19 protein-coding genes and 1 pseudogene are annotated in these 23,022 nt (G+C 72.1%); 12 read left to right on the forward strand and 8 right to left on the reverse strand.

Annotation, left to right across the window (positions count from 1 at the left end):
* Window positions 1-57: 57 nt before the first annotated feature.
* Window positions 58-729, forward strand: a complete 672-nt coding sequence (locus ACFW47_RS21525; RefSeq protein WP_386283420.1) for a CBS domain-containing protein — start codon at window positions 58-60, stop codon at window positions 727-729.
* Between the two features lie 74 nt (window positions 730-803).
* On the opposite strand, the pseudogene ACFW47_RS21530 reads toward ACFW47_RS21525, so the two are convergent.
* Both ACFW47_RS21530 and ACFW47_RS21535 read right to left on the reverse strand, forming a co-directional pair.
* Window positions 804-1,054 (reverse strand): annotated as a pseudogene (locus tag ACFW47_RS21530) (MMPL family transporter); the annotation flags it as partial.
* A 38-nt stretch (window positions 1,055-1,092) separates the two neighbouring features.
* Window positions 1,093-2,082, reverse strand: a complete 990-nt coding sequence (locus ACFW47_RS21535) for a LysR family transcriptional regulator (RefSeq protein WP_386306696.1) — start codon at window positions 2,080-2,082, stop codon at window positions 1,093-1,095.
* 97 nt (window positions 2,083-2,179) lie between these two features.
* Between ACFW47_RS21535 and ACFW47_RS21540 the strand changes: the two genes are divergently transcribed.
* On the forward strand, window positions 2,180-3,493 hold the full coding sequence (locus tag ACFW47_RS21540) for an aspartate aminotransferase family protein (RefSeq protein ID WP_386306698.1): 1,314 nt from the start codon (window positions 2,180-2,182) through the stop codon (window positions 3,491-3,493).
* A gap of 60 nt (window positions 3,494-3,553) precedes the next feature.
* Here ACFW47_RS21540 and ACFW47_RS21545 read toward each other — a convergent pair whose 3' ends face one another.
* From ACFW47_RS21545 to ACFW47_RS21555, 3 genes are all read right to left on the reverse strand, one after another.
* Window positions 3,554-5,773: an MMPL family transporter gene (locus tag ACFW47_RS21545; protein ID WP_386306699.1), complete on the reverse strand. Its 2,220-nt coding sequence runs from the start codon at window positions 5,771-5,773 to the stop codon at window positions 3,554-3,556.
* 266 nt (window positions 5,774-6,039) lie between these two features.
* On the reverse strand, window positions 6,040-7,155 hold the full coding sequence (locus ACFW47_RS21550; protein ID WP_386306700.1) for a winged helix DNA-binding domain-containing protein: 1,116 nt from the start codon (window positions 7,153-7,155) through the stop codon (window positions 6,040-6,042).
* A 176-nt stretch (window positions 7,156-7,331) separates the two neighbouring features.
* Window positions 7,332-8,540 carry a Cmx/CmrA family chloramphenicol efflux MFS transporter gene (locus tag ACFW47_RS21555; RefSeq protein ID WP_386306701.1) on the reverse strand — a complete coding sequence of 403 codons (1,209 nt, stop codon included), beginning with the start codon at window positions 8,538-8,540 and terminating at the stop codon, window positions 7,332-7,334.
* 158 nt (window positions 8,541-8,698) lie between these two features.
* On the opposite strand from ACFW47_RS21555, the gene ACFW47_RS21560 reads away from it, so the two are divergent.
* The 3 genes from ACFW47_RS21560 to ACFW47_RS21570 all read left to right on the forward strand — a co-directional run bounded on the left by ACFW47_RS21560 (window position 8,699) and on the right by ACFW47_RS21570 (window position 11,179).
* Window positions 8,699-9,910 carry an MFS transporter gene (locus tag ACFW47_RS21560; RefSeq protein ID WP_386306702.1) on the forward strand — a complete coding sequence of 404 codons (1,212 nt, stop codon included), beginning with the start codon at window positions 8,699-8,701 and terminating at the stop codon, window positions 9,908-9,910.
* 86 nt (window positions 9,911-9,996) lie between these two features.
* Window positions 9,997-10,578, forward strand: coding sequence for a sugar O-acetyltransferase (locus ACFW47_RS21565; protein ID WP_386283436.1), 582 nt, complete (start codon window positions 9,997-9,999; stop codon window positions 10,576-10,578).
* A 10-nt stretch (window positions 10,579-10,588) separates the two neighbouring features.
* On the forward strand, window positions 10,589-11,179 hold the full coding sequence (locus ACFW47_RS21570) for a TetR/AcrR family transcriptional regulator (RefSeq protein ID WP_386283438.1): 591 nt from the start codon (window positions 10,589-10,591) through the stop codon (window positions 11,177-11,179).
* Window positions 11,180-11,228: 49 nt separating this feature from the next.
* Here ACFW47_RS21570 and ACFW47_RS21575 read toward each other — a convergent pair whose 3' ends face one another.
* The 3 genes from ACFW47_RS21575 to ACFW47_RS21585 all read right to left on the reverse strand — a co-directional run bounded on the left by ACFW47_RS21575 (window position 11,229) and on the right by ACFW47_RS21585 (window position 15,551).
* Window positions 11,229-12,524, reverse strand: coding sequence for a YeeE/YedE family protein (locus ACFW47_RS21575; protein ID WP_386306703.1), 1,296 nt, complete (start codon window positions 12,522-12,524; stop codon window positions 11,229-11,231).
* A gap of 311 nt (window positions 12,525-12,835) precedes the next feature.
* Window positions 12,836-14,737, reverse strand: coding sequence for a molecular chaperone HtpG (gene htpG, locus ACFW47_RS21580; protein ID WP_386306704.1), 1,902 nt, complete (start codon window positions 14,735-14,737; stop codon window positions 12,836-12,838).
* Between the two features lie 214 nt (window positions 14,738-14,951).
* Window positions 14,952-15,551 carry a GNAT family N-acetyltransferase gene (locus tag ACFW47_RS21585; RefSeq protein WP_386306705.1) on the reverse strand — a complete coding sequence of 200 codons (600 nt, stop codon included), beginning with the start codon at window positions 15,549-15,551 and terminating at the stop codon, window positions 14,952-14,954.
* A gap of 183 nt (window positions 15,552-15,734) precedes the next feature.
* Between ACFW47_RS21585 and ACFW47_RS21590 the strand changes: the two genes are divergently transcribed.
* From ACFW47_RS21590 to ACFW47_RS21620, 7 genes are all read left to right on the forward strand, one after another.
* The gene (locus ACFW47_RS21590) at window positions 15,735-16,607 is read left to right on the forward strand and encodes an SGNH/GDSL hydrolase family protein (RefSeq protein WP_386283447.1); all 873 of its coding nucleotides are present in this window, start codon (window positions 15,735-15,737) and stop codon (window positions 16,605-16,607) included.
* A 27-nt stretch (window positions 16,608-16,634) separates the two neighbouring features.
* Complete coding sequence (locus ACFW47_RS21595; protein ID WP_217254995.1) at window positions 16,635-17,591, forward strand: DJ-1/PfpI family protein; 957 nt, start codon at window positions 16,635-16,637, stop codon at window positions 17,589-17,591.
* A 113-nt stretch (window positions 17,592-17,704) separates the two neighbouring features.
* Window positions 17,705-18,703 carry a type I glyceraldehyde-3-phosphate dehydrogenase gene (gap, locus tag ACFW47_RS21600; protein ID WP_386283450.1) on the forward strand — a complete coding sequence of 333 codons (999 nt, stop codon included), beginning with the start codon at window positions 17,705-17,707 and terminating at the stop codon, window positions 18,701-18,703.
* Window positions 18,704-18,752: 49 nt separating this feature from the next.
* Window positions 18,753-19,250, forward strand: coding sequence for a peptidylprolyl isomerase (locus tag ACFW47_RS21605; protein ID WP_386283453.1), 498 nt, complete (start codon window positions 18,753-18,755; stop codon window positions 19,248-19,250).
* Window positions 19,251-19,400: 150 nt separating this feature from the next.
* A complete protein-coding gene (locus ACFW47_RS21610) occupies window positions 19,401-20,879 on the forward strand; it encodes a glutamate--cysteine ligase (protein ID WP_386283455.1) in 1,479 nt (492 codons plus the stop codon).
* A 28-nt stretch (window positions 20,880-20,907) separates the two neighbouring features.
* Window positions 20,908-21,741, forward strand: a complete 834-nt coding sequence (locus ACFW47_RS21615) for a class II glutamine amidotransferase (protein ID WP_386283457.1) — start codon at window positions 20,908-20,910, stop codon at window positions 21,739-21,741.
* A gap of 327 nt (window positions 21,742-22,068) precedes the next feature.
* Window positions 22,069-23,007: a TauD/TfdA dioxygenase family protein gene (locus ACFW47_RS21620; RefSeq protein ID WP_386283459.1), complete on the forward strand. Its 939-nt coding sequence runs from the start codon at window positions 22,069-22,071 to the stop codon at window positions 23,005-23,007.
* Window positions 23,008-23,022: the final 15 nt, after the last annotated feature.

The raw sequence follows: 23,022 nt of genomic DNA on the forward strand, positions 1-23,022 counted from the left end.
ATGACAAGAAGGACGAACGCCGGCCCATCCCGGCCGGCAGCGGAGGAGAGACCCTCGATGAAGCACCAGAAGGTGAGCGATCTGATGAGCGACGCCGTGGTCCGGGCCCAGCCCGGAACGCCGTTCAAGGAGATCGCCCACCTGCTGCAGGAGTACGACATCACCGCGGTGCCCGTCGTCGACGAGGAGGACCGGCCGGTGGGGGTGGTGTCGGAGGCGGACCTCCTGCAGAAGATGTGGGGCGGGGAGCCGGACGCCCCTCCCGGTGGCGGGGAATTGCCCCGGCCGGCCGACGCCAAGGCGTCCGCCACGGACGCGGCCGGGCTGATGACGTCGCCCGCCGTCTGCGCGCGCGAGGACTGGAGCGTCGTCGAGGCCGCCCGCGTGATGGCCCGGCACGGCATCAAGCGGCTTCTCGTCGTCGACGAGGCGGGCCGGCTGATCGGGGTCGTCAGCAGGAGCGATCTGCTGCGGGTCTTCCTGCGCACGGACCGGGCGATCCGGACCGAGATCATCGAGGAGGCCCTGGTCAAGTCGCTCGGTCTGGCTCCGTCCTCGATGCAGGTGGACGTGGCCCACGGCCATGTCGTCCTCAGCGGCCGGCTCCCGGGCGACGTGTCCGTCTCCGTGCTGGAGGAGCTCTGCCGGCGCGTCGACGGCGTGGTCGCCGTGGAGTTCAGGACCGCCGGGGAGGCCGACGCCGAGGACCCGGCCGCCGTCGGTCACTGACCAGACGCCCGCGCCGCGGGGCCGCCTCCGGACCGGCGGCGGAGGCGGCACCCGGCGGCACGGTCGGGCCGCGGTCAGACTCCGTCGAATTCTTGACCTGGGGCGGCCGCGCCGCCGCCGCGGGCGCGGGCAGCGGACCGGCCGAGCAGCCGCATCGCCGCAGGGAGGAGCACACCCGTACGGCCACGGTCTCGATCAGGACGGCCGGCCCGCCGCCCAGGCCGAACATCCGCACGGGGCCGATCTCGGCGGTCCCGAAGACCAAGAAGCCCACCGTGAGCAGACAGGCCGCCGCGGTGACGACGCGTCCCGCGTGCCCGAAGCCACCCCGGCGGACTCGGTATCTGCGGACCCCGATGCGGATCATGGTGGAGGACGTCCACCGCCGGTTTCCGGCTGTCCGATCACGGGCGCGGGTGGGTGCTCCTCGCCTGCCGTGTGCCGGCCGGGGGCGGCCAGGGCCGGGAGGTCCGGGTGGTCGCGCAGCGCGGCGATCACCGCGTTCACCGCGGCGCGCTGCGTGGTGCCGCGCCGCACGAGGACGGCGATGTTGCGGCGCACCTGCGGGGTGAGCTCGCGGGTGACGACGGCATGGTCCGGGGTGACGGCCAGGGCGGGCAGCAGGGCGACCGAGCCGGTCGTCTCGACGTGCCGCAGCAGCATCAGGTAGTTGCTGAACCGGCAGGCCACGCGGGGCTCGAAGCCCGACTCACGGCACAGCCGCAGGGTCAGGTCCGCCATGTACGACTGCGGCCGGTCGCAGGCCCAGGTCTCGTCCTTGCAGGCGGCGAGGCTCACCGCGGTCCGCGAGGCGAGCGGGTGGGCGCGCGGCAGAACCAGTACGACCGAGTCGGTGCCGAGGGACATGACCTCGAGGTCCGCGCCCCAGGACAGGCCGGTGTAGTCGGTGGTGGTCACGATGACGTCCGCCTCGCCGGAGCGCAGGGCGGGCCCGCTCTCGTGCGGCTCCATCTCGGTCAGTTCCACGCGCAGGTGCGGGTGGCTGGCCGCGAGGCGGGTGGCCGCCGGCACCGCGAGGGTGTAGATGGCGCTCTGGAACACGCCGAGACGCACGGTGCCGATGGGTTCGTCGTTCAGCGCACGCAGCTCGGCCTCGGTCTCGGCCATGCGGTCCAGGATCTCCCTGCCCCGCCGGGCCAGCAGGAGCCCGGCCGGGGTCAGCCGGACGCGCCGGCCCGTCCGCTCCAGCAGCGGGCACCGGGTCTCGGTCTCGAGCACCGCCAGTTGCTGCGAGACCGTCGACGCGCTCAGGTGCAGCGTGTCGGCGACCGCGCGGACGGTCCCGAGGGTGTCCAGCAGGCTGAGCAGTTGCAGACGTCCCGAATTGAGCATGTGGCGCATTGTAGGCGCGCCTGTACGGTTTTCATGAACAGCGCAGTCGAAAGCGTGCGATGGACACGCGCAGTACGGCGTCCTTAACGTCGACCGCATGCCTTCCGAGACTGCATTCACCGATCCCGAGCGCCACCTCGTCCGCTATTCCGGTCACGGCGCCTTCTCACCGGAGCTGGTCGTGCGCGCCGCTGGGACGTCGGTGTTCACCGAGGGCGGCCGTGAGCTGCTCGACTTCACCTCCGGTCAGATGAGCGCGATCCTCGGGCATTCCCATCCGGCGATCGTCTCGACGGTGCGCGAGCAGGTCGCACGCCTCGACCACCTGCACAGCGGCATGCTGAGCCCGCCGGTGGTCGAGCTGGCGCGCCGGCTCGCCGGCACCCTGCCCGACCCGCTGGACAAGGCGCTGCTGCTGACCACCGGGGCGGAGGCGAACGAGGCCGCGGTGCGGATGGCGAAGCTCGTCACCGGCCGCCACGAGATCGTCTCTTTCGCCCGGTCCTGGCACGGCATGACCCAGGCCGCCGCGAACGCGACGTACAGCGCGGGCCGCAAGGGCTACGGGCCCGCCGCCCCGGGCAACTTCGCGCTGCCGGTGCCCGACCGGTACCGGCCCGCCGTCGTCGACGCCGACGGCGGCCTCGACTGGCGCCGCCAGCTCGACCTGGGTTTCGAGATGATCGACGCCCAGTCGGTCGGCTCCCTGGCCGCGTGCCTGGTCGAGCCGATCCTCAGCTCCGGCGGCGTCGTCGAGCTGCCGCCGGGCTATCTCGCCGCGCTGGCCGAGAAGTGCCGGGAGCGCGGCATGCTGCTGATCCTGGACGAGGCCCAGACCGGGCTGTGCCGCACCGGTGACTGGTACGCCTTCCAGCACGAGGGCGTCGTCCCGGACATCCTCACCGTGTCCAAGACGCTCGGCGCGGGACTCCCGCTGGCCGCCGTGCTGACCAGCCCGGAGATCGAGCAGCGCGCCCACGACCGGGGGTTCCTGTTCTTCACCACCCACGTCAGCGACCCGCTGCCGGCCGCGGTGGGCAACACCGTCCTGGACGTCCTGGTCCGCGACCGCCTCGACGAACGCGCGCGGGTGCTCGGCACGGCATTGCGCGACCGGCTCGACAAGCTCGCCGCACGCCACGAGGTGGTGGGCGACGTCCGCGGCCGGGGGCTGCTCCTGGGCATGGAGCTGGTCGGCGACGACGTACTGGGGCCGGGCGGCGCGGACCGGCTCGGCGCGGCGGTCACCCGGCGCTGTTTCGAGCTCGGGCTGCACATGAACATCGTCCAGCTGCCGGGGATGGGGGGCATCTTCCGGATCGCGCCCCCGCTGACCGCGGGCGACGACGAGATCGCCCGGGGCGTCGACATCCTGGACGAGGCACTGACCGACGCCTCCGGGGACCTGTGACGGACGCGGCGCCGCCCGGCCCGGTGGTCCAGGCCGGGCGGCGCCGCGGGGGTGTGGGTGTCAGACTCCGGCCGTCTCGGGCGCGCGGCTGGGCTGCGCGGGTCCGGAGGTGTCGCCGAGTTCCTTGTGGAGCTTCTCGCCCTCCACGTCGACGTTCGGCAGGATGCGGTCCAGCCACTTGGGCAGCCACCACGCCTTGGTGCCGAGCAGGGCGAGCACGGCGGGCACGATGGCCATGCGGACGACGAAGGCGTCGAAGAGGACCGCGATGGCGAGACCGAAGCCCATCATCTTGATCATGTCGTCGTTCTCCATGATGAAGCCGGAGAAGACGCTGATCATGATGATCGCGGCGGCCGCGACGACCCGGCCGCCGTGGGTGAATCCGGTGGTGACGGAGTCGGCGGCGGACGAGCCGTGGACGTAGGCCTCGCGCATCCGGGTCACGAGGAAGACCTCGTAGTCCATCGCCAGACCGAAGACCACGCCGATCATGAAGATGGGCATCATCGACATGATCGGACCCGGCTGGTCCACGCCGAACACGTCCGCGAGCCACCCCCACTGGAAGACCGCGACCACCGCGCCGAGCGCCGCCGCCACGGAGAGCAGGAAGCCCAGGGCCGCCTTCAGCGGGACGAGGACCGAGCGGAACACCAGCATCAGGAGCAGGAAGGCGAGGCCGACGACCAGGGCCAGGTACGGGACGAGCGCGTCGTCCAGGGTCTGCGAGAAGTCGATCGTCATCGCGGTCATGCCGGTGACCAGCATGGTCGCGCCGGTCTCGGACTTGACGTCCCCGGACAGCGAGCGGATGTCCTTGACCAGCTCCTCGGTGGCCGCGTCGCTGGGCCCGGTCTTGGGCACCACGGTGAGGACGGCCGTGTCGCCCTGCTCGTTGAAGTTGGCCGGGGTGACGGCCGCGGCCTCGCCCAGGCCGGTGATCTCCTTGCCGACGGTGGCCGCGGCGGCCTTGGCGTCGTCCGCGCCCCGGGTGTCGACGGTGACCATCAGCGGGCCGTTGAACCCGGCGCCGAAGGACTCGGACAGCATGTCGTAGGCCTTGCGCTGCGTGGTGTCCGGTGCGGAGCTGCCCTCGTCCGGCAGACCCAGTTCCATGCTCGCGGCCGGTACGGCGACGGCGCCGAGGCCGATCACCGCGGTGAGCAGCACGGTCACCGGGCGGCGCAGGACGAAGCGGGCCCAGCGGGTGCCGAGCTTCGGCTTGTCGGACACCGCGCGCTGTCCGGCGGCCGCCTTGCGGTCCTTGCGGCTGAGCGCCTTCTTGCCGGCGAAGCCGAGCAGCGCCGGGGTCATGGTGAGCGCGATCAGCACGGCGATGCCGACGGTGGCGGCGGCGGCCAGGCCCATCTTGGTGAGGATCGGGATGTTGACCACCGCGAGCCCGGCCAGGGCCACGATGACGGTGAGTCCGGCGAAGACGACGGCGGAGCCGGCCGTGCCGACGGCGCGTCCCGCGGCGTCCTCGGGGGCGCGGCCCTCGGCGATCTCGGCGCGGTAGCGCGAGACGATGAAGAGCGCGTAGTCGATGGCGACCGCGAGGCCGATCATCATGGCGAGGGTGGAGGTCGTCGCGGAGAGTTCGAGGGTGCTGCCGAGCGCCCCGATGGCGGAGATGCCGATGCCGACGCCGATGATCGCCGAGAGCAGCGGCATGCCGGCCGCGACCAGTGAACCGAAGGTCAGCAGGAGCACGACGGCCGCGACACCGATCCCGATCAGCTCGGCGGTGCCGCCCATCTCCTGCTCGGCCATGACCGCGTCGCCGCCGGTCTCCACGGTGAAGCCGTCACCGCGCGCGTCGTCGGTGGCCGCGGTGAGGGACTCGCGGGCCTGGTCGGTCAGCTCCATGGCATTGACCTTGTACGTCACCGAGGCGTACGCGGTGGTCCCGTCCTGGCTCACGGCGTTCGCCTCGAACGGGTCGTCCACCGATGCGACCTGCGGGCCGTTCCCGAGGGCGGTGACCAGTTCCTCGACCTTGGACTTGCCGGCCGGGTCGGAGATCTTGTCGCCCTCGGGGGCGCGGATCACGACTCGCGCCGTGGCGCCTTCGGCACTGGCGGCCGGGAAGCGCTCGTCGAGCAGGTCGAACGCCTTCTGGGACTCGGTGCCGGGCATGGAGAAGGAGTCTTCGGGCGGGGCGGGCGCGGTGGACGCGGCGACGCCGGCGCCCACGAGTATGGCCACCCAGAGCAGGGCGACGAGACCGCGGCGCCGGAACGCGCGTCGGCCGAGTCGGTAAAGGAACGTAGCCACCTGGGACCAATCCGTCGGATACGGGCAGGACGAGACCCGGCAGATGGGAACGCAGGCGTTCTCTCCGGGATACCCACCCATACTCACCCGGCTTCTGTTTCATTTGATCCGCCCCTGGGGCTGGACCGGCGTACTGCATTGGGTGTAGCGCCTGCCCGTTGCCCTCTCCCCGGGGTGTAGATCCCGAGGATGGGTGTACGCCGCATTTGTTCCATCGTGGAACCAGTGTCCGTCAGCCGGTCACCGGCATCGCGTCTCCACCGCCCTCACTCGTCGAGGGGCGCGGTGACCCGCACCCGGTCGCTGTCCTGGTCGGAGAGGAAGGACGCCAGGGCCCTCCCTTCCTCGGCGACGGCCGTGCGGTCGGCCCGGGAGAGGCGGCGCAGGGGGGTGACGGTCACCGTGTCCGCCTCGACGTTCCAGGTCGCGGCGACCCGGCCGTCGACCAGGACCACGCGGGCGCCGGCGACCGACAGTCCGCGGTGGACGTCGTCGATGATCCTGCCCCGCTCGTGGTAGCCGAGGACCGCGTTGTCGAACGCCGGCAGGAACCGCACGGGTGCGGGGGTGCAGGGATCGGGTCGCGGCGCGTCGGGCAGGTCCAGCAGTTCCCGGCCCCGCTCGTCGCGGAAGGCGACCAGCTCCCCGCGGACGGCGGCGACGGCCGCGGGCAGTCCGGCGAGGCCGCACCAGGCGCGCAGGTCCGCCGAGGCGGCGGGTCCGAACGCCGCGAGGTAGCGCCGCACCAGTGCCTGGCCGACCGGGTCGGAGCCGTGCGGCGACGGCGGGTCGATCTCCCGGCCCAGCCAGCGGGAGAGCGGCAGGTAGCGTACGCCCGCCCTGGTGCGCCACAAACCGCGCGGCGGCAGCTGCGCCATCGGGATCAGGGCGGCGGCCAGCATCTCCCCCAGGGCCCGTGGCCCCGGAGCCGGCCAGCGTCCGGCGAGCGCCCGCGCCAGCTCGCCCATCGAGCGGGGCTCGCCGTCGGCCATCACCTCCCGTCCTGCCGCGGCGAGTTCGCCGAGGTCCACTCCTCGCAGCTCGCGGCGGTAGGTGCCGAGCACCTTCTGGCGCAGCATCGCGTCGTGCCGGGAGCGCCAGGCCAGGACGTCGGCGGCGGTGACGAGGTGGACGGTCCGGCGCATCAGGTGGGTCCGCACCAGCTGACGGCCCGTCAGCTGGTTTGAGAGCGCGGCCGGTTCGAAGGCACGCAGCCTCGACCAGAGCCCGACGAACGGTTCCTGCGGCTCCTGTGCCTGCATGCCGCCGAGGTGGGCGACGGCGTCCGGGACCGGGAGGTCGGCCCGGTCGAGCAGCAGTTGCCGGGCCAGCGTGGCGCGGTTCAGCGCGCGGGCGTCGAGAACATGGAGGTGGCGGCTCACTGATCGCGTCCTGTCTTCCTCGGTGGGGCCCGGCAGCGGGCCCCGCTCGGTGCGGCGGTCCCCACCGTGGCAGGGACAGCGGTCAGACGGTGACCGCCATGCGCGGCAAGTGGCGACCGCTGTACGCCGGGACACGCGCCGGCACCCGCGCTTGGCGCCCGCCTACCCGCGGGAGGTCAGACGGGCCGGCCGGACTCCACGCCCGCCGGCTCGGCGGCCATGGCTCCCATCACGATCCGGGACCGGCTGTGCAGCCGCAGCGACACCGCGACGAGGACGATCGCGGCCAGGGTCATGCCGGCTCCCGCCCAGGCGGTGGCGGCGTAGCCGAGGCCCGCGTCGATCACCGTGCCGCCGAGCCAGGGGCCGCCGGTGTTGCCCAGATTGAACGCCGCGGTCGTCGTCGCGCCCGCGAGGGTGGGCGCGGCACCCGCGACGTTGAACATGCGGGCGTTGAGGGCCGGCGCCGTGTAGAAGGCGGAGACCCCGAGCAGCAGGGACAGGGCGATCACGACGGCGGGGCTCGACGCGAACAGCGCCAGTGCGGCCAGGAACACGGTGGACGCGGCGATGCCGGAGAGCAGCACGCCGAACAGGTGGGCGTCGGCGACCCGGCCGCCGATCGTCGTGCCGATCAGCGCGCCGAGACCGAACAGCGCCAGCACGGTCGGCACCCAGCCGTCGGCCAGCCCGGCCACATCGGTGAGCAGCGGGGCGAGGTAGGAGAAGGCACAGAACACGCCGCCGGCCGCGAGCGCGGTCAAGCCGACGGACAGCCAGACCTGGCGGTCGCGGTAGATCGCCAGCTCGCCCTTCAGCCGGGACCGCCGCTCGGGCAGCGGGATGCGCGGGATCAGGGTCACCACACCGACGAGTGCGACGGCGGACGCCGCGCCCACCGCCCAGAACGCGGACCGCCATCCGAGGTGCTCACCGAGGAACGCGCCCGCCGGGACGCCGAGGACGTTGGCGATGGACAGTCCGCCGATCATCACGGCCATCGCCCGGGCCCGCGAGGTCTTCGGCACCATCGCGATGGCGACGGCGGCGCCGACCGCCCAGAAACCGGCGCACGCGAGGGCGCTGACGACCCGTGAGACGAACAGGACCTCGTACGTCGTCGCCAGGGCGCCCGCGACCTGGCCGAGGCCGAACACCGAGATCAGCGCGATCAGTGTGGTCTTGCGCGGCAGCCGCAGCGTCGCGACCGCGAGCAGCGGCGCGCCGACCACCATGCCGATCGCGAACGCCGATATCAGCAACCCGGCCTGCGGGATGGACACGTCCATGTCGTCGGCGATGGGCGGCAACAGACCGGAGAGCATGAACTCGCTGGTACCGAGCGCGAAGACGGAGAGGCCGAGGATGTATACGGCGAGCGGCATGCGGGGGGTCGCGGGCCGTGGGGAAGAAGCGGGCATGACAGGTGTCAACGAAGATCCGTTCCCCGCCATTCCCGCCGTGGTGCGCGTCTCACCATGCGGCCGCGGGACGGTGGCGGACGAGTGTACGTTCGTACGCTTGCGGTTGTAGGCTCCGGCGCATGACTGTTGACGTACTGCGCCGGCCGGCCCTGGGCGAGCGGCGGGCCCGCGTGGCCGTCGCCGTGCTGTTCTTCACCAACGGAGCCCTGTTCGCCAACCTCCTGCCGAGGTACCCCCAGATCAAGGCGGACCTCGGCATCGGCAACGCCGCGTACGGGCTGGCCGTGGCGGCGTTCCCGGCGGGCGCCATCGCGGCCGGGCTCGCGGCCGGCGCCCTCTCCCGCCGTTTCGGCTCGGCTCGGGTGGCGGTCGGCGGCACGCTGGTGACCGGCGCGGGGATCCTCGCCGCCGGCCTCGGCGGCTCGGTGGCGCTGTTCGCGGGCGCGCTGCTCCTGGCCGGAGCCGCCGACGCGGTCACCGACGTGGCGCAGAACGCCCATGCGCTGCGGGTGCAGCGCCGCTACGGACGTTCCATCATCAACTCCTTCCACGCCATCTGGTCCGTCGGTGCCGTCACCGGAGGGTCCATGGCCGCCGGCGCGATCGCACTGGACATCCCCCGCGGTCCGCACCTGCTGTTGTCGGCCGTGCTGTTCGCCGTCGCGGCCTGCGTCGCCCTGCGGTTCTGCCTGCCCGGTCCCGACAACGAGACGCCCGCGGAGGACACGGCGGAGGACCGCGCGCAGCCGGCCCGGCGCGAACTCGCGGTGCCGGGTGCGCGGACGGGCTACGTGCTCGCCGCGCTCGTGCTGATCGCCACGGCCGGCACGCTCGTCGAGGACGCGGGCAGCTCCTGGGCGACGCTCTACCTCTCCGATTCGCTGCACGCGACGGTGGCGCTGGCCGCCTCCGGCTACGTCGCCCTGGTCGGGGCCCAGTTCGTCGGCCGACTCATCGGTGACCGGCTCGTGGACCGGTTCGGGCAGCGCGCGGTGGCCCGCTCCGGCGCCCTGATCGCCGCCGTGGGCATGGGCCTGGCGCTGGCGGTGCCCACGGTGCCCGGGACGATCCTCGGGTTCGCCGCGGCCGGGTTCGGGGTGGCGACCCTGGTGCCGGCGGCGATGCACGAGGCGGACGAGCTGCCCGGCCTCAAGCCCGGTTCGGGGCTGACCATCGTCTCGTGGCTCATGCGGCTGGGCTTCCTGCTCTCCCCGCCGGTGGTGGGCCTGGTCGCCGACGCGACGAGCCTGCGGGCGGGACTGCTGGTGGTGCCGCTCGCCGGGGTCACCGTGCTGCTGCTCGCCGGCGTGCTGCGACTCCGCCGCGGCTGAGACGCGCGGCACAGCGGAACAGCGACACAGCGACACAGCGGGCGGAGAGTGTACGGTCGTACGCTCCGGCGGGTAGGATCGTACGCATGCCGACCGACCACTTCGCGGACGACCCCCGCTCGAACCTCGAACGCATGCGGGCGGGCGACCTCTACATCGCCGACGATCCCGAGATCACCCGCAGGCAGCAGCGGGCCGTGCGACTGGCCGCCCGTTACCAGGCCGCCTACGCGGAGGACGCCGGTGCCGCACGGCCGGTCCTCGCGGAACTGCTCGGCTCCCTCGGCGTCGACGCCCATGTGCGGCCACCGCTGTACGTCGACTACGGCAGCAACATCACGATCGGTGCGCGCACCTTCGTCAACTACAACCTGACGGCGCTGGACGTCGCGGCCGTCGCGATCGGCGAGGACTGCCAGATCGGGCCGAACGTCCAGCTGCTCACGCCCACCCACCCCCTGGAGCCCGGGCCCCGGCGCGACAAGCTGGAGGCGGCCCGGCCCATCACCATCGGCGACAACGTCTGGCTGGGCGGCGGCGCCATCGTCCTGCCCGGCGTGACGATCGGTGACGACTCCGTCATCGGCGCCGGCGCGGTCGTCACGAAGGACGTCCCCGCGGGCGTCGTCGCCGTCGGCAACCCCGCCCGGCCGGTGCGGAAGGTGTGAGCAGGCTCCCATGGCGACAGGACACACGGATCCGCGGCGGCGCGAGCGCATCCTCGACGCCACGCTCGACCTGATCGCGGAAGAGGGCATCGCGCGCGTCTCCCACCGGCGGATCGCCGCGCGCGCCGGCGTCCCCCTCGGCTCCATGACCTACCACTTCAGCGGCATGGACCAGCTGCTGCGGGAGGCGTTCGGCCGTTTCACCGACCACATCGTCGCCGTGTTCGACGCCCGTCTGGGCGCCGCGGCCGACCGCGACCAGGCCCGGACAGCGGTGGCCGACCTCGTGCACTCCCTGTCCGAGGAGAGCCAGCGGGACCTGGTGCTCACGCAGGAGCTCTACACCCTCGCCGCGCGGCAGCCGGCCTACCGGGAGCTCACGCACGAGTGGATGCGCCGCAGCCGCGTCCACCTGGAGAAGCACTTCGACCCGGAGACGGCCCGCCAGCTCGACGCCCTCATCGAGGGCCTGACGCTGCACCGCGCGCTCGCGCGGGAACCGCACAGCCGGGCGCTCACCGTGGAGGCCATCGCACGCGTCACCACCACGGACCGGGGCGCCGAGGCGGACCGGAGAACCCCGGGCGCGGGCACCCCCTAGCCGCCCGTGCGGCACAGGCCTGACCCCTGTGCCGCACGGGCGTCCCCACTCAGCAGACGCCGTCGCCGGGCTTCGGGTTGCCCAGGCCGAACAGGGGCCGCAGCTTGAGGCCGGCCCAGGTGCCGGCCAGCGCGAAGGCCCCCCACAGCCAGCCGCTGAGGCTGCCCGAGGCGATGCCGGCGAGGTAGGCGCCGATGTTGCAGCCGCCGGCCAGCCGGGCGCCGATGCCCATCAGGACGCCGCCGAGCACCGCCGCCACCGCCGTCCGCCAGGCGATGCCCCGGTGCAGGGCCCAGGTGCCGCCGAGCGCCGCGGCGAGAGCGGCACCGATCATGATGCCGATGTCGGTGAGGCTGGTCTTGTCGGCGAGGACCGGGCCGGCCAGCATCTCGGCGTTGCCGGGCCGCTGCCACCACGTCCAGTTCTCCGGGTGGCCGCCGAGCGCGCCCACCAGTTCCGAACCCCAGAGACTGAAGGCGCTCGTCACGCCCCAGGCCCCGCCGGACACCAGCAGGACTCCCGCGCCGAGCAGAGCGAGCACCAGGGCGCCGACGGCCAGCGGCCAGGAGCCGCGCAGGGCGCGGACGGCCGCACCGCGCGCGGAGGGCACCGCGCCGAGCGGCGGCGGGTTGCGGCGCGCCTGGACGCGTCGTGAGACGAGGACCACCAGCGCCAGCGCCGCGATGGTCACGGCCCACGAGCCGAACCAGCCGACGTGGTCGGACAGGACCACCGGCTCCCAGGCCGGAAGGTCTTTCCACAGGTCGAACTGCCAGGCCGCGAGGGTGGCGCCCGCGATGAATCCGCCGAGGGTCAGCACGATCGACGTCTGTCCCGAGCCGACGGCGAAGAGGGTGCCCGACGCGCAGGCGCCGCCGAGCTGCATGCCGATCGCGAAGAGCGCCGAACCGGCGAACAGACCGACGCCGACGGCCCCGGCGGAGGGTGCCGGCTGGGCTCCGAACAACCCGGTCTCCGTGCCGATGACCAGCGCGAACAAGGTGGCCGTCGTGCCGAGCAGCAGAGCGTGGGCGCGCACCCCGGTGCCGTTGCCGACGGCGACCAGCTGCCGCCACGCGGAGGTGAAGCCGAACCGGGAGTGGAAGAGGGCGACGCCCAGGCCGAGGCCGAGCAGGAGGAGCACGCCCGGCTCGGCGCCGTGCGCCGCCCACACGTACGCGGTCAGGGCGGCGGCGAGCAGGGCGGACACCACGAGCGGCGCCCGCCGTACCGGGGGCAGGGGCGGTGCCGGGGGCCGGGGCGAGGACGTGGGAGAGGGGGCGAGCAGGGCCGCGGGCACGCGCGGCGGCGCGGCCGGGGGTGCGGCCGGGGGTGCGGTGGTCACGGAAGATCTCCGGTGGGGTGCACGGGGACGGCGGCGGGCTGGGCGGACCGGCGGCGCGGGTGACGCGCGGCCGGTGCGGGTTCAGCGGCGACAGAGACCGTCGTCGACGCACCACGCCGAGTTCGCGAAGAGCGCGAGGCACAGCAGCGGAGCCGATGCATACATGCGTGCGAATATACGGAGTGGAAGGCTCCGCATGCCATGCCGTCTCGCCATGCGGATGGTCAAACGGGCAGGCGCGTGCCGCGCGGCTTCCCCGCCGCGGCACGCGCCCGGTCACCCAGCCCGGCCAAGTCGCCCCGGACGACCGGTCAGAGCGTGCGCTCCAGGCGGTCCGCCACCAGCTTCACGAACCGGGCCGGCTCCTTGGGCCGGCCGCCCTCGGCGAGTACCGCCAGGGCGTGCAGCAGGTCGGCGGTCTCGGTGAGCTCCGCCCGGTCCCGCTGCTCGGTGTAGGCGCGGTTCAGCGCCTTCACCAGCTGGTGCTCGGGGTTGAGTTCGAGGATGCGCTTGGCGTGCGGAACCTCCTGGCCCATGGCCCGGTACATGTTCTCCAGGGCGGGCGTCAGCTCGTTCGCGTCGGAGACGACACAGGCCGGCGAGACCGTGAGGCGGGAGGAGAGACGGACCTCCTTGACGTCCTCGGACAGGTGCTCCGTCATCCAGCCGAGCAGGCCCGCGTACTCCTCGCCCTGCTGCTCCTTCTCGGCGTCGGACTTCTCCTCCCGGTCGTCGTCGAGGTCGATCTCGCCCTTGGCCACCGAGCGCAGCGCCTTGCCCTCGTACTCCCCCACCGCGTCGACCCAGACCTCGTCGACGGCGTCGGTGAGCAGCAGGACCTCGACGCCCTTGGCACGGAAGGCCTCCATGTGCGGGGAGTCCTCGATGGCGCGACGGGACTCGCCCGTCATGAAGTAGATGTCCTTCTGGCCTTCCTTCATCCGCTCCACGTAGGCCTGAAGCGTGGTCGGCTCGTCGGCGTCGTGCGTGGTCGCGAAGGAGGAGGCGGCGAGGATCGCGTCGCGGTTCTCGGAGTCGGTGACCAGGCCTTCCTTGAGCACCGGACCGAACTCCCGCCAGAACGTGGCGTAGCGCTCCGGCGCGGACGTCCTCAGGTCCTTGACCGTGGCCAGGACCTTCTTGGTCAGTCGGCGCTGGATCATGCGGATGTGGCGGTCCTGCTGGAGGATCTCGCGGGAGACGTTGAGCGAGAGGTCCTGGGCGTCGACGACGCCCTTGACGAAGCGCAGGTACGGCGGGAGCAGTTCCTCGCAGTCGTCCATGATGAAGACGCGCTTCACGTAGAGCTGGACGCCGCGCCGGTAGCCCTGGGTGAACAGGTCGTGCGGGGCGTGCGAGGGCACGAAGAGGAGGGCCTGGTACTCGAAGGTGCCCTCCGCCTGCAGCCGGATCGTCTCCAGCGGTTCGCGCCAGTCGTGGGCGATGTGCTTGTACAGCTCGTGGTACTCGTCGTCGGACACCTCGTCGCGGGGGCGAGCCCACAGGGCCTTCATCGAGTTGAGCGTCTCGGGCTCGCCCGCCTCGGCTCCGTCCCCGCCCGGCTCGGGCAGCAGCCGGACCGGCCAGGTGATGAAGTCCGAGTAGCGCTTGACGATCTCCCTGATCTTCCAGGCGGAGGTGTAGTCGTGGAGCTGGTTCTCGGAGTCCGCCGGCTTGAGGTGGAGGGTGACGGATGTGCCCTGCGGTGCCTCCTCGACCGTCTCCAGGGTGTACGTACCCTCGCCCCGTGACGTCCAGCGGGTGCCCTGGGTCTCGCCGGCGCGCCGGGTCACCAGGGTCACCTCGTCCGCCACCATGAAGCCGGAGTAGAAGCCCACACCGAACTGGCCGATGAGCCCGTCCGCCCCGGCCGGGTCCTCGGCCTCCCGCAGCTCCTGCAGGAACTTGGCCGTACCCGAGTTGGCGATGGTGCCGATGAGCCGGGTGACCTCGTCGTAGGACATCCCGATGCCGTTGTCCCGCACGGTGAGGGTGCGGGCCTCCTTGTCGACCTCCAGCTCGATGTGGAGGTCGGACACGTCGGCGTCGGGCAGGTCGTCCCGCAGGGCGGCGAGGCGCAGCTTGTCGAGCGCGTCGGAGGCGTTGGAGACGAGCTCGCGCAGGAACACGTCCTTGTTCGAGTAGACGGAGTGAATCATCAGCTGCAGCAGCTGACGCGCCTCTACCTGGAACTCAAACGTTTCGGTCGGCATGGCTGGTGAGTACCTCACAGGTCCACGGTCGTCTGCACTGGCGGGACAACTTTAGAACAGCGCGGGCCGCCGTCGGCGCCCCTCGGGCGCCGGCCGGCGCCGCCGCTTCCGCCGGACAGTCGGTCGGGGCCTCGGGCGGGTGGTGCGGGGCTCGGCGAGCACGGCGACGGGCAACGACACGGGACCGGGCGCACCGCACGGCGCTCCTTGCCCCTCAGCGACCCGGGCCCCGGCGCATGCACCAGGTCCGGGGGCCGCCGTCCGGAAGGGTCACCTCAGCCGTCACCTCGAAGCCGAGGCGGGCGTAGAACCGTACGTTGCCCTCGTCCGACGTCTCCAGGAAGGCGGGAAACCCCGCGCGCTCGGCCGCCTCCAGGCCGGGACGGAGCACGGCGGTGCCGAGACCCGCGCCCTGGGCGTCCGGGTCGACCCCCACCGTGGCGAGGAACCACACCGGGCCGGCGGGGCGGTGCGGCGCCAGCGCCTGCCCGGCGGACTCGAGGGCCGCCGCCCGGTCGCCCGCGAGGTCGCCGACCAGCGGCGCCACTTCGGCGAAGCCGGGCCCCGGGTCCCGCTCCGGGGTGGTCCAGGCGGCGACGGCTCGGCCGTCGTCGGTGACCCAGGCACGGCCGTACTCCATCGCGACCCGGGTCAGGAACAGCTCCTGGAACCGGCGGACCCGCTCCGGATGGTCGTCGGCCGCGACCACGTGGCGGGTGAAGGGGTAGTCCGCGAAGGCGCGGGCCAGGGTCCGCACGGCGGCGGGTACGTCCTCGGGTGTCGCGGGGCGCACAGGGGAAGGGGGGGCTGGCATGGGCTCATCCTGATCACACGTGACGACGGTGGGGCAATGCCATTTCCGCCCGACCGGCCTCAGACGGAGACTCCGTAAGAAGTTCCGTCAACAACGTTGACTACAAGTCAGCGCACCCGCACATTACTTAAAAGTAGAACCGCTCAGTAACCCCGCCCCACACCTCACGGGAAGCGAGAGCCCATGCCCAAGCATGCCCTCAGACGTGTCATGACCGCGACAGTCGCAGCGGTCGGCACCCTGGCCCTCGGTCTCACCGGCGCCACCGCCCACGCCACCCCTTCCCTGGACTACGTCGCCCTCGGCGACAGTTACAGCGCCGGCTCGGGCGTCCTGCCCGTCGACCCCACCAACCTGCTCTGCCTGCGCTCCACGGCGAACTATCCCCACGTCATCGCCGCCAGGACGGGCGCCGACCTGAAGGACGTGACCTGCGGGGCCGCACAGACCTCCCACTTCACCCAGTCGCAGTACCCCGGCGTCGCCCCCCAGGTGGACGCGCTGAGCACCGGCACGGACCTGGTCACCCTCACCATCGGCGGCAACGACAACAACACGTTCATCAACGCCATCACGGCCTGCGGCACCGCCGGACTCCTCAGCGGGGGCAAGGGCAGCCCCTGCAAGGACAGGCACGGCACGGCCTTCGAGGACGAGATCCAGTCCAGCACCTACCCCGCGCTCAAGGCCGCGCTGCGCACCGTCCGCGCCGAGGCGCCGAACGCCCGGGTGGCGGCCCTGGGTTACCCGTGGATCATGCCGGCCACCGCCGACCCGTCCTGCTTCCTGAAGCTGCCGGTCGCCGCCGGCGACGTCCCCTACCTGCGCGACATCCAGGCGAGCCTCAACGACGCCGTCGAACGCGCCGCCGAGGAGACCGGCGTGACCTTCGTGGACTTCTCCGAGGTGTCCGAGGGCCATGACGCCTGCCAGTCCGCCGGCACCCGCTGGATCGAACCGCTCCTGTTCGGTCACAGCCTCGTCCCCGTCCACCCCAACGCCCTCGGGGAGCGGCGCATGGCCGAGCACACCATGGAGGTGCTCGACCTGAGCTGACGCCGCGTCACCGCGTACGCTCGTGCCGTGCCGTCCTCCCGCCTGCGCCGCGTCGCCGTCCTCGTGCTCGAGGGTGCCAAGCCGCTCGACGTCGGCATCCCGGCGCAGGTGTTCACGACGCGCGCGAGCATGCCGTACGAGGTGCGGGTGTGCGGGGCGGCGCCCGGCCTGGTGACCGGCGGTGACGGCCTCTCGTACCACGTCGCCCACGGCCTGGACGCGCTGGCATGGGCCGACGTGGTCTTCCTCCCCGGATACCGGGCGCCGGACGTCGAGGACCCGCCACGGACCGTCGTCGACGCGCTGACGGCGGCCCACGACCGGGGCGCGCGACTGGCCGCCATCTCCACGGGCGCGTTCGCGCTCGCCGCCACCGGTCTGCTCGACGGCAGGCGGGCCACCACGCACTGGCACTACACCCGGGCGCTCGCGCGCAAGCACCCCCGCGTCCGGGTCGACGAGAACGTGCTGTTCGTGGACGAGGGCAGCGTGCTGACCTCCGCCGGTGCCGCCTCCGGCATCGACCTGTGCCTGCACATCCTGCGCGGCGACCTCGGGGTGGCCGCCTCCAATCACGCGGCCCGGCGCCTGGTCGCCGCGCCCTACCGCAGCGGCGGTCAGGCGCAGTACGTGCCGCGCAGCGTGCCCGAGCCGCTGGGCGAGCGGTTCGCCGCGACCCGGGAGTGGGCCCTGCGCCGGCTGGACGAGCCGCTGACGCTGGAGGCGCTCGCCCGGCACGCGGCGGTGTCGGCGCGCACCTTCTCCCGGCGCTTCGTCGAGGACACCGGCTACACGCCGATGCAGTGGGTCATGCGCGCCCGCGTCGACATGGCGCGTGAGCTGCTCGAACGCTCGGAACGCGGCGTCGAGCAGATCGCCGCCGACGTCGGCCTCGGCACCGGCGCGAATCTGCGGCTGCACTTCCAGCGCATCCTGGGCACCACTCCGAGCGAGTACCGGCGCACCTTCACCCAGGGGGAGTAGCCAGGCCCCTTGGCGCGATCCTTGCGAACCATGGCACTCACGCCGCTGCCCCGGACGGCCCCCGCGCGCCAACCTGGGAATCGCACCGCACGGCGAACCGGAAGGGCACTCTCATGACTCGCATCGGCATCAACGGCTTCGGACGCATCGGACGCAACGTGCTGCGCGCGCTGCTCGAACGCGACACCAAGCTCGAGGTCGTCGCCGTCAACGACCTCACCGAACCCGCCACCCTCGCCCGGCTGCTCGCCTTCGACACCACGGCCGGACGGCTGGGACGCCCGGTGACCGTCGACGGGGACACCCTCGTCGTCGACGGGCGTCGCATCCGGGTGCTCGCCGAGCGCGAGCCGGCCCGGCTGCCCTGGGCCGAGCTGGGCGTGGACCTCGTACTGGAGGCGACCGGTCGCTTCACCTCGGCCGGGGCCGCCCGCGCCCACCTCACCGCCGGCGCAAAGAAGGTCCTGGTCAGCGCGCCCTCCGCGGGTGCCGACGTCACCCTCGCCTACGGCGTGAACACCGACGCCTACGACCCCGCCGCGCACACGGTCGTCTCCAACGCGTCCTGCACCACCAACGCCCTCGCGCCGCTGGCCTCCGTGCTCGACGAACTCGCCGGCATCGAGCACGGCTTCATGACGACGGTGCACGCGTACACCCAGGAGCAGAACCTCCAGGACGGCCCGCACCGCGACCCGCGCCGCGCCCGAGCCGCCGGGGTCAACATCGTGCCGACCACGACGGGTGCCGCCAAGGCCATCGGCCTGGTGCTGCCCAACCTCGACGGCAAGCTGTCGGGCGACTCGATCCGCGTGCCGGTGCCGGTGGGCTCCATCGTCGAGCTGAACACCACCGTCGCCCGCGACGTGACCCGCGAGGACGTGCTGGCCGCCTACCGGACCGCCGCCGAGGGACCGCTCGCCGGTGTCCTGGAGTACTCGGAGGACCCCCTCGTCTCCTCGGACATCACCGGCAACCCGGCCTCGTCGATCTTCGACTCGGCGCTCACCCGCGTCGACGGCCGGCACGTCAAGGTGGTCGCCTGGTACGACAACGAGTGGGGCTTCTCGAACCGCGTGATCGACACCCTGGAACTGCTCGCCACACGCTGAACGGGAAGCCGGTTCGGCATCGCCGGGGCCCTCAGGTCACAATGGGGGGATGAGCAATTCCAAGGTTTACTTCGACATCGACATCAACGGCCAGGATGCGGGCCGCATCGTCTTCGAGCTCTTCGAGGACGTCACCCCCAAGACCGCCAGGAACTTCATCGAGCTGGCCACCGGCGAGCACGGCTTCGGCTACGCGGGTTCCCCGTTCCACCGCGTGATCCCGCAGTTCATGCTCCAGGGCGGTGACTTCACCGAGGGCAACGGCACCGGGGGCAAGAGCATCTACGGCGAGAAGTTCGCGGACGAGAACTTCGAGCTGAAGCACACCGGCCCGTACCTGCTCTCCATGGCGAACGCGGGTCCGAACACCAACGGCTCGCAGTTCTTCATCACCACGGTCCCCACCCCGTGGCTGGACGGCAAGCACGTCGTCTTCGGCAAGGTCGTCGAGGGCACCGACGTGGTCGACAAGATCGAGGGCTACGGCTCCTCTCCGACGGGCAAGACCTCCGCGAAGATCACGGTCCGGGAGTCCGGCAAGCTCTGAGGACCGGCCGGTCCTGACGGGTACCCGATCCCCACGGGGCTCACCGCACACGTTGCGGTGAGCCCCGTTCCCGTTCCGTCTGGTGGGGTGCGCCGGGTGGTGCGACGCTGGGGTGGAGAGGCGTCCGAGCAAGGCAACCCGGGAGGGCCGATGGGACGGGACGTCCCGGCGCTGGTCTTCACCCGTGAGGACCGCCGCCGGTACCGGATCAAGATGCAGGAGTGCCTCGAGGCCTTCGCGCAGATGCTGCGCGAGTCCCGGTTCGAGACCGAGCGCCCCCAGGTGGGCCTCGAGATCGAGCTGAACCTGGTCGACGACGGGGCCGAGCCCGCGATGCGCAACAGCGACGCGCTGGAGGCGATCGCGGACCCCGCCTGGTCGACCGAGCTGGGCCGCTTCAACCTGGAGATCAACATTCCGCCGCGTGCGCTGACGGCGGGCGGCCCCGACGCCTGGGAGACCGAGATCCGCGCGGCGCTGAACCACGCGGAGGACCGCGCGCAGTCGGTCGGCGCCCACCTGATCATGGTCGGCATCCTGCCCACGCTGCGCCAGTCGGACGTCGGCGAGGCCGCCCTCTCGGAGAACCCGCGCTACCGGCTGCTCAACGACCAGGTGTTCGCGGCCCGGGGCGAGGACCTGCACATCGAGGTCGACGGCGTCGACCGGCTGCGGACCTACGCGGACACGATCACACCCGAGGCCGCCTGCACCAGCACCCAGTTCCACCTCCAGGTGGCCCCCGAGGAGTTCCCCGGCTACTGGAACGCGGCCCAGGCCATCGCCGGTGTCCAGGTCGCCCTCGCGGCCAACTCGCCCTTCCTGCTCGGCAAGGAACTGTGGCACGAAAGCCGTATTCCGCTGTTCGAGCAGGCCACCGACACCCGCCCGCAGGAGATCAAGGCGCAGGGAGTACGGCCCCGGGTCTGGTTCGGGGAGCGGTGGATCAACAGCGTCTTCGACCTCTTCGAGGAGAACCTGCGCTACTTCCCCGCCCTGCTGCCCCTGTGCGACGAGCAGGACCCCGCGGAGACCCTGGACCGGGGAGACATCCCCGAACTGGGCGAACTCACCCTCCACAACGGCACCATCTACCGCTGGAACCGTCCCGTCTACGCCGTCGCCCACGACAAACCCCACGTGCGGGTGGAGAACCGCGTGCTGCCCGCCGGCCCGACCGTCGCCGACACCCTCGCCAACGGCGCCTTCTACTACGGGCTCACCCGCGCGCTGGTGGAGGAGGAGCGGCCGGTGTGGTCGCGGATGTCCTTCTCGGTCGCCGAGGACAACCTGCACACCGCGGCCCGGCACGGCATCGAGGCCCGGCTGTACTGGCCGGGCATGGGCGAGGTGACCGTGCCCGAACTCGTGCTCCGGCGGCTGCTGCCGCTGGCGCACCGTGGACTGGAGCTGTCCGGCATGGACTCGGCCTGGCGGGAGCCGCTGCTGGGCATCATCGAGCAGCGGTGCGTCACCGGCCGCAACGGCGCGGTCTGGCAGAAGGAGATGTTCCACCACATCGACGCCACCGCCCGTCCCGGCCGCCACGAGGCGCTGCGCCGGATGACGCGGCAGTACATGGACTACATGCACCTGAACGCCCCGGTCCACACCTGGCCGGTCGACTGACGTCCCAAGACCAGGGAGGCTGCGGACGATGTGCCGATGGCTCGCCTACTCGGGAACGCCCGTGCTGCTGGAGACGCTCCTCTACCAGCCCGAGCACTCGCTCATCGACCAGAGTCTGCACGCCCGCATGGGTGTCGAGACGACGAACGGGGACGGGTTCGGGGTGGGCTGGTTCGGGCCGGAGATGACCACGCCCGCGATCGTGCGGGAGGTCGGACCGGCGTGGAGCAACCGCAATCTGCGGGAGATCGCGAGCCACGTCCGCTCGCCCTTGTTCTTCGCGCACATCCGGGCCTCGACGGGCAGCCCCGTGCAGCAGACCAACTGCCATCCCTTCCGCCACGGCCGCTGGATGTGGATGCACAACGGCGCCATCGCCGAGTTCCACCGGCTGCGCCGGGACCTCGCCCTGGCCGTCGATCCGCGGCTCTTCCTGGACATCGAGGGCTCGACGGACTCGGAGATGATGTTCTACCTGGCACTCACCCTCGGCCTGGAGGACGACCCTCCGACGGCCGTGGCGCGGATGGCGGGACTGGTGGAGGAGATCGGCCACGAGCACGACGTGGAGTTCCCGCTGCAGATGACGGTCGCCGTGACCGACGGACTGCGGTTGTGGGCCTTCCGCTACTCCAGCCAGGCCCGGACCCGGTCGCTCTACTACAGCAGCCGGGTGGAGAGCCTGCGGGCGCTGCACCCCGGGCTGCCGTTCCTCCAGGAGGCGTCCGAGGACACCCGGCTGATCGTGTCGGAGCCCCTGGGTGACCTGCCGGGTGTCTGGAACAAGGTGCCGGAGGGCAGTTACGGGGTCGTGCAGCCCGAGGGGGACGCCCTGCGGCCCTTCACTCCGGTACCGGCGTGACCACCGCCCCGTTGACAGCGGCGGGTGACGATCACACAATCAGTGCCATGACCACATACCGGTTCGGCACCACGGCGGAGTGTCTTCGCGTGCCCGAGCGCACCGGATGTGAGCGTTCCGGCCGATAACCGGCCGTCCACGGACCGAGGGCTCGGCGCGCACTGCGCGTAGAGCGTGTCGCGCGTAGCGCGCAAGGTTCCCACCCTCCGGCGAACAGCCCGGAGCACCTTCATTTCTTCCCGGCGATCGCGCCTCGACGCGGTGCCGCCATGGCCCGTACCCGTACCACCACACGTACCCGTAGCACCACGAATGGAAAGGATTCCCATGACCGTCATGTCTGCCGGACCCACCGTCGAACTGCGCGAAGCGCGTATCCCGGCCGACGGCCTGTACGAGGGGCGGCGCGTGCTGCGCCGACTGCCCGAGGGGTGGGAGGAGCGGCCCTACGAACGCTTCGAGGTCGTTCCGCAGGCCCGCACGATCGGTGCCGAGATCAGGGGCGTCGACCTGTCGCGTCCCCTCACTCCCGAGCTGCGCGAGGAGCTGAACCGCGCCCTGCTGGAGTGGAAGGTGCTGTTCTTCCGCTCCCAGCACCTCACCTCCGGGCAGCAGCGCGCGTTCGCGGGCAACTGGGGCGAGCTGGAGACCAATCCCCTGCTCGCCGCCGGTTCCAGTGAGGACGTCGTGCGGTTCGACAAGCGCGACGGCGCCGTCCCGACGTACGAGAACGTCTGGCACGCCGATGTCACCTTCCGCGAGCGGCCCGCGCTCGGCGCGGTGCTGCAGTTGCGCGAGGTGCCGCCGTTCGGCGGTGACACGATGTGGGCGGACATGGCCGCCGCCTACGACAACCTCCCCCAGGAGGTGAAGGAGCGCATCGACGGCGCCCGCGCCGTGCACGACTTCATCCCCGGCTTCGCGAGGTTCTACGGGCCCGAGCGGCTCGTCCCGCACCAGGACCTCTTCCCGCCCGTGGAGCACCCCGTCGTGCGCACCCACCCGGAGACCGGGCGGCGCATGCTCTTCGTCAACACGTCCTTCACCACCCACATCACCGGCATGGACCGGGACGAGAGCGACCGGCTGCTGCGCTTCCTGTTCCAGCAGGCGCACGTGCCGGAGTACCAGGTCCGCTTCCGCTGGCAGCCCGGCGACGTCGCCTTCTGGGACAACCGGGCCACGCAGCACTACGCCGTGGGTGACTACGGCTCCGAGCGGCGGGTCGCGGAACGCGTCGCCATCGAGGGCGACCGCCCCTTCTGATCCGCCGCCCCTCCC

Source organism: Streptomyces sp. NPDC058796 (assembly GCF_042745235.1).
Taxonomy (GTDB): Bacteria; Actinomycetota; Actinomycetes; order Streptomycetales; family Streptomycetaceae; genus Streptomyces.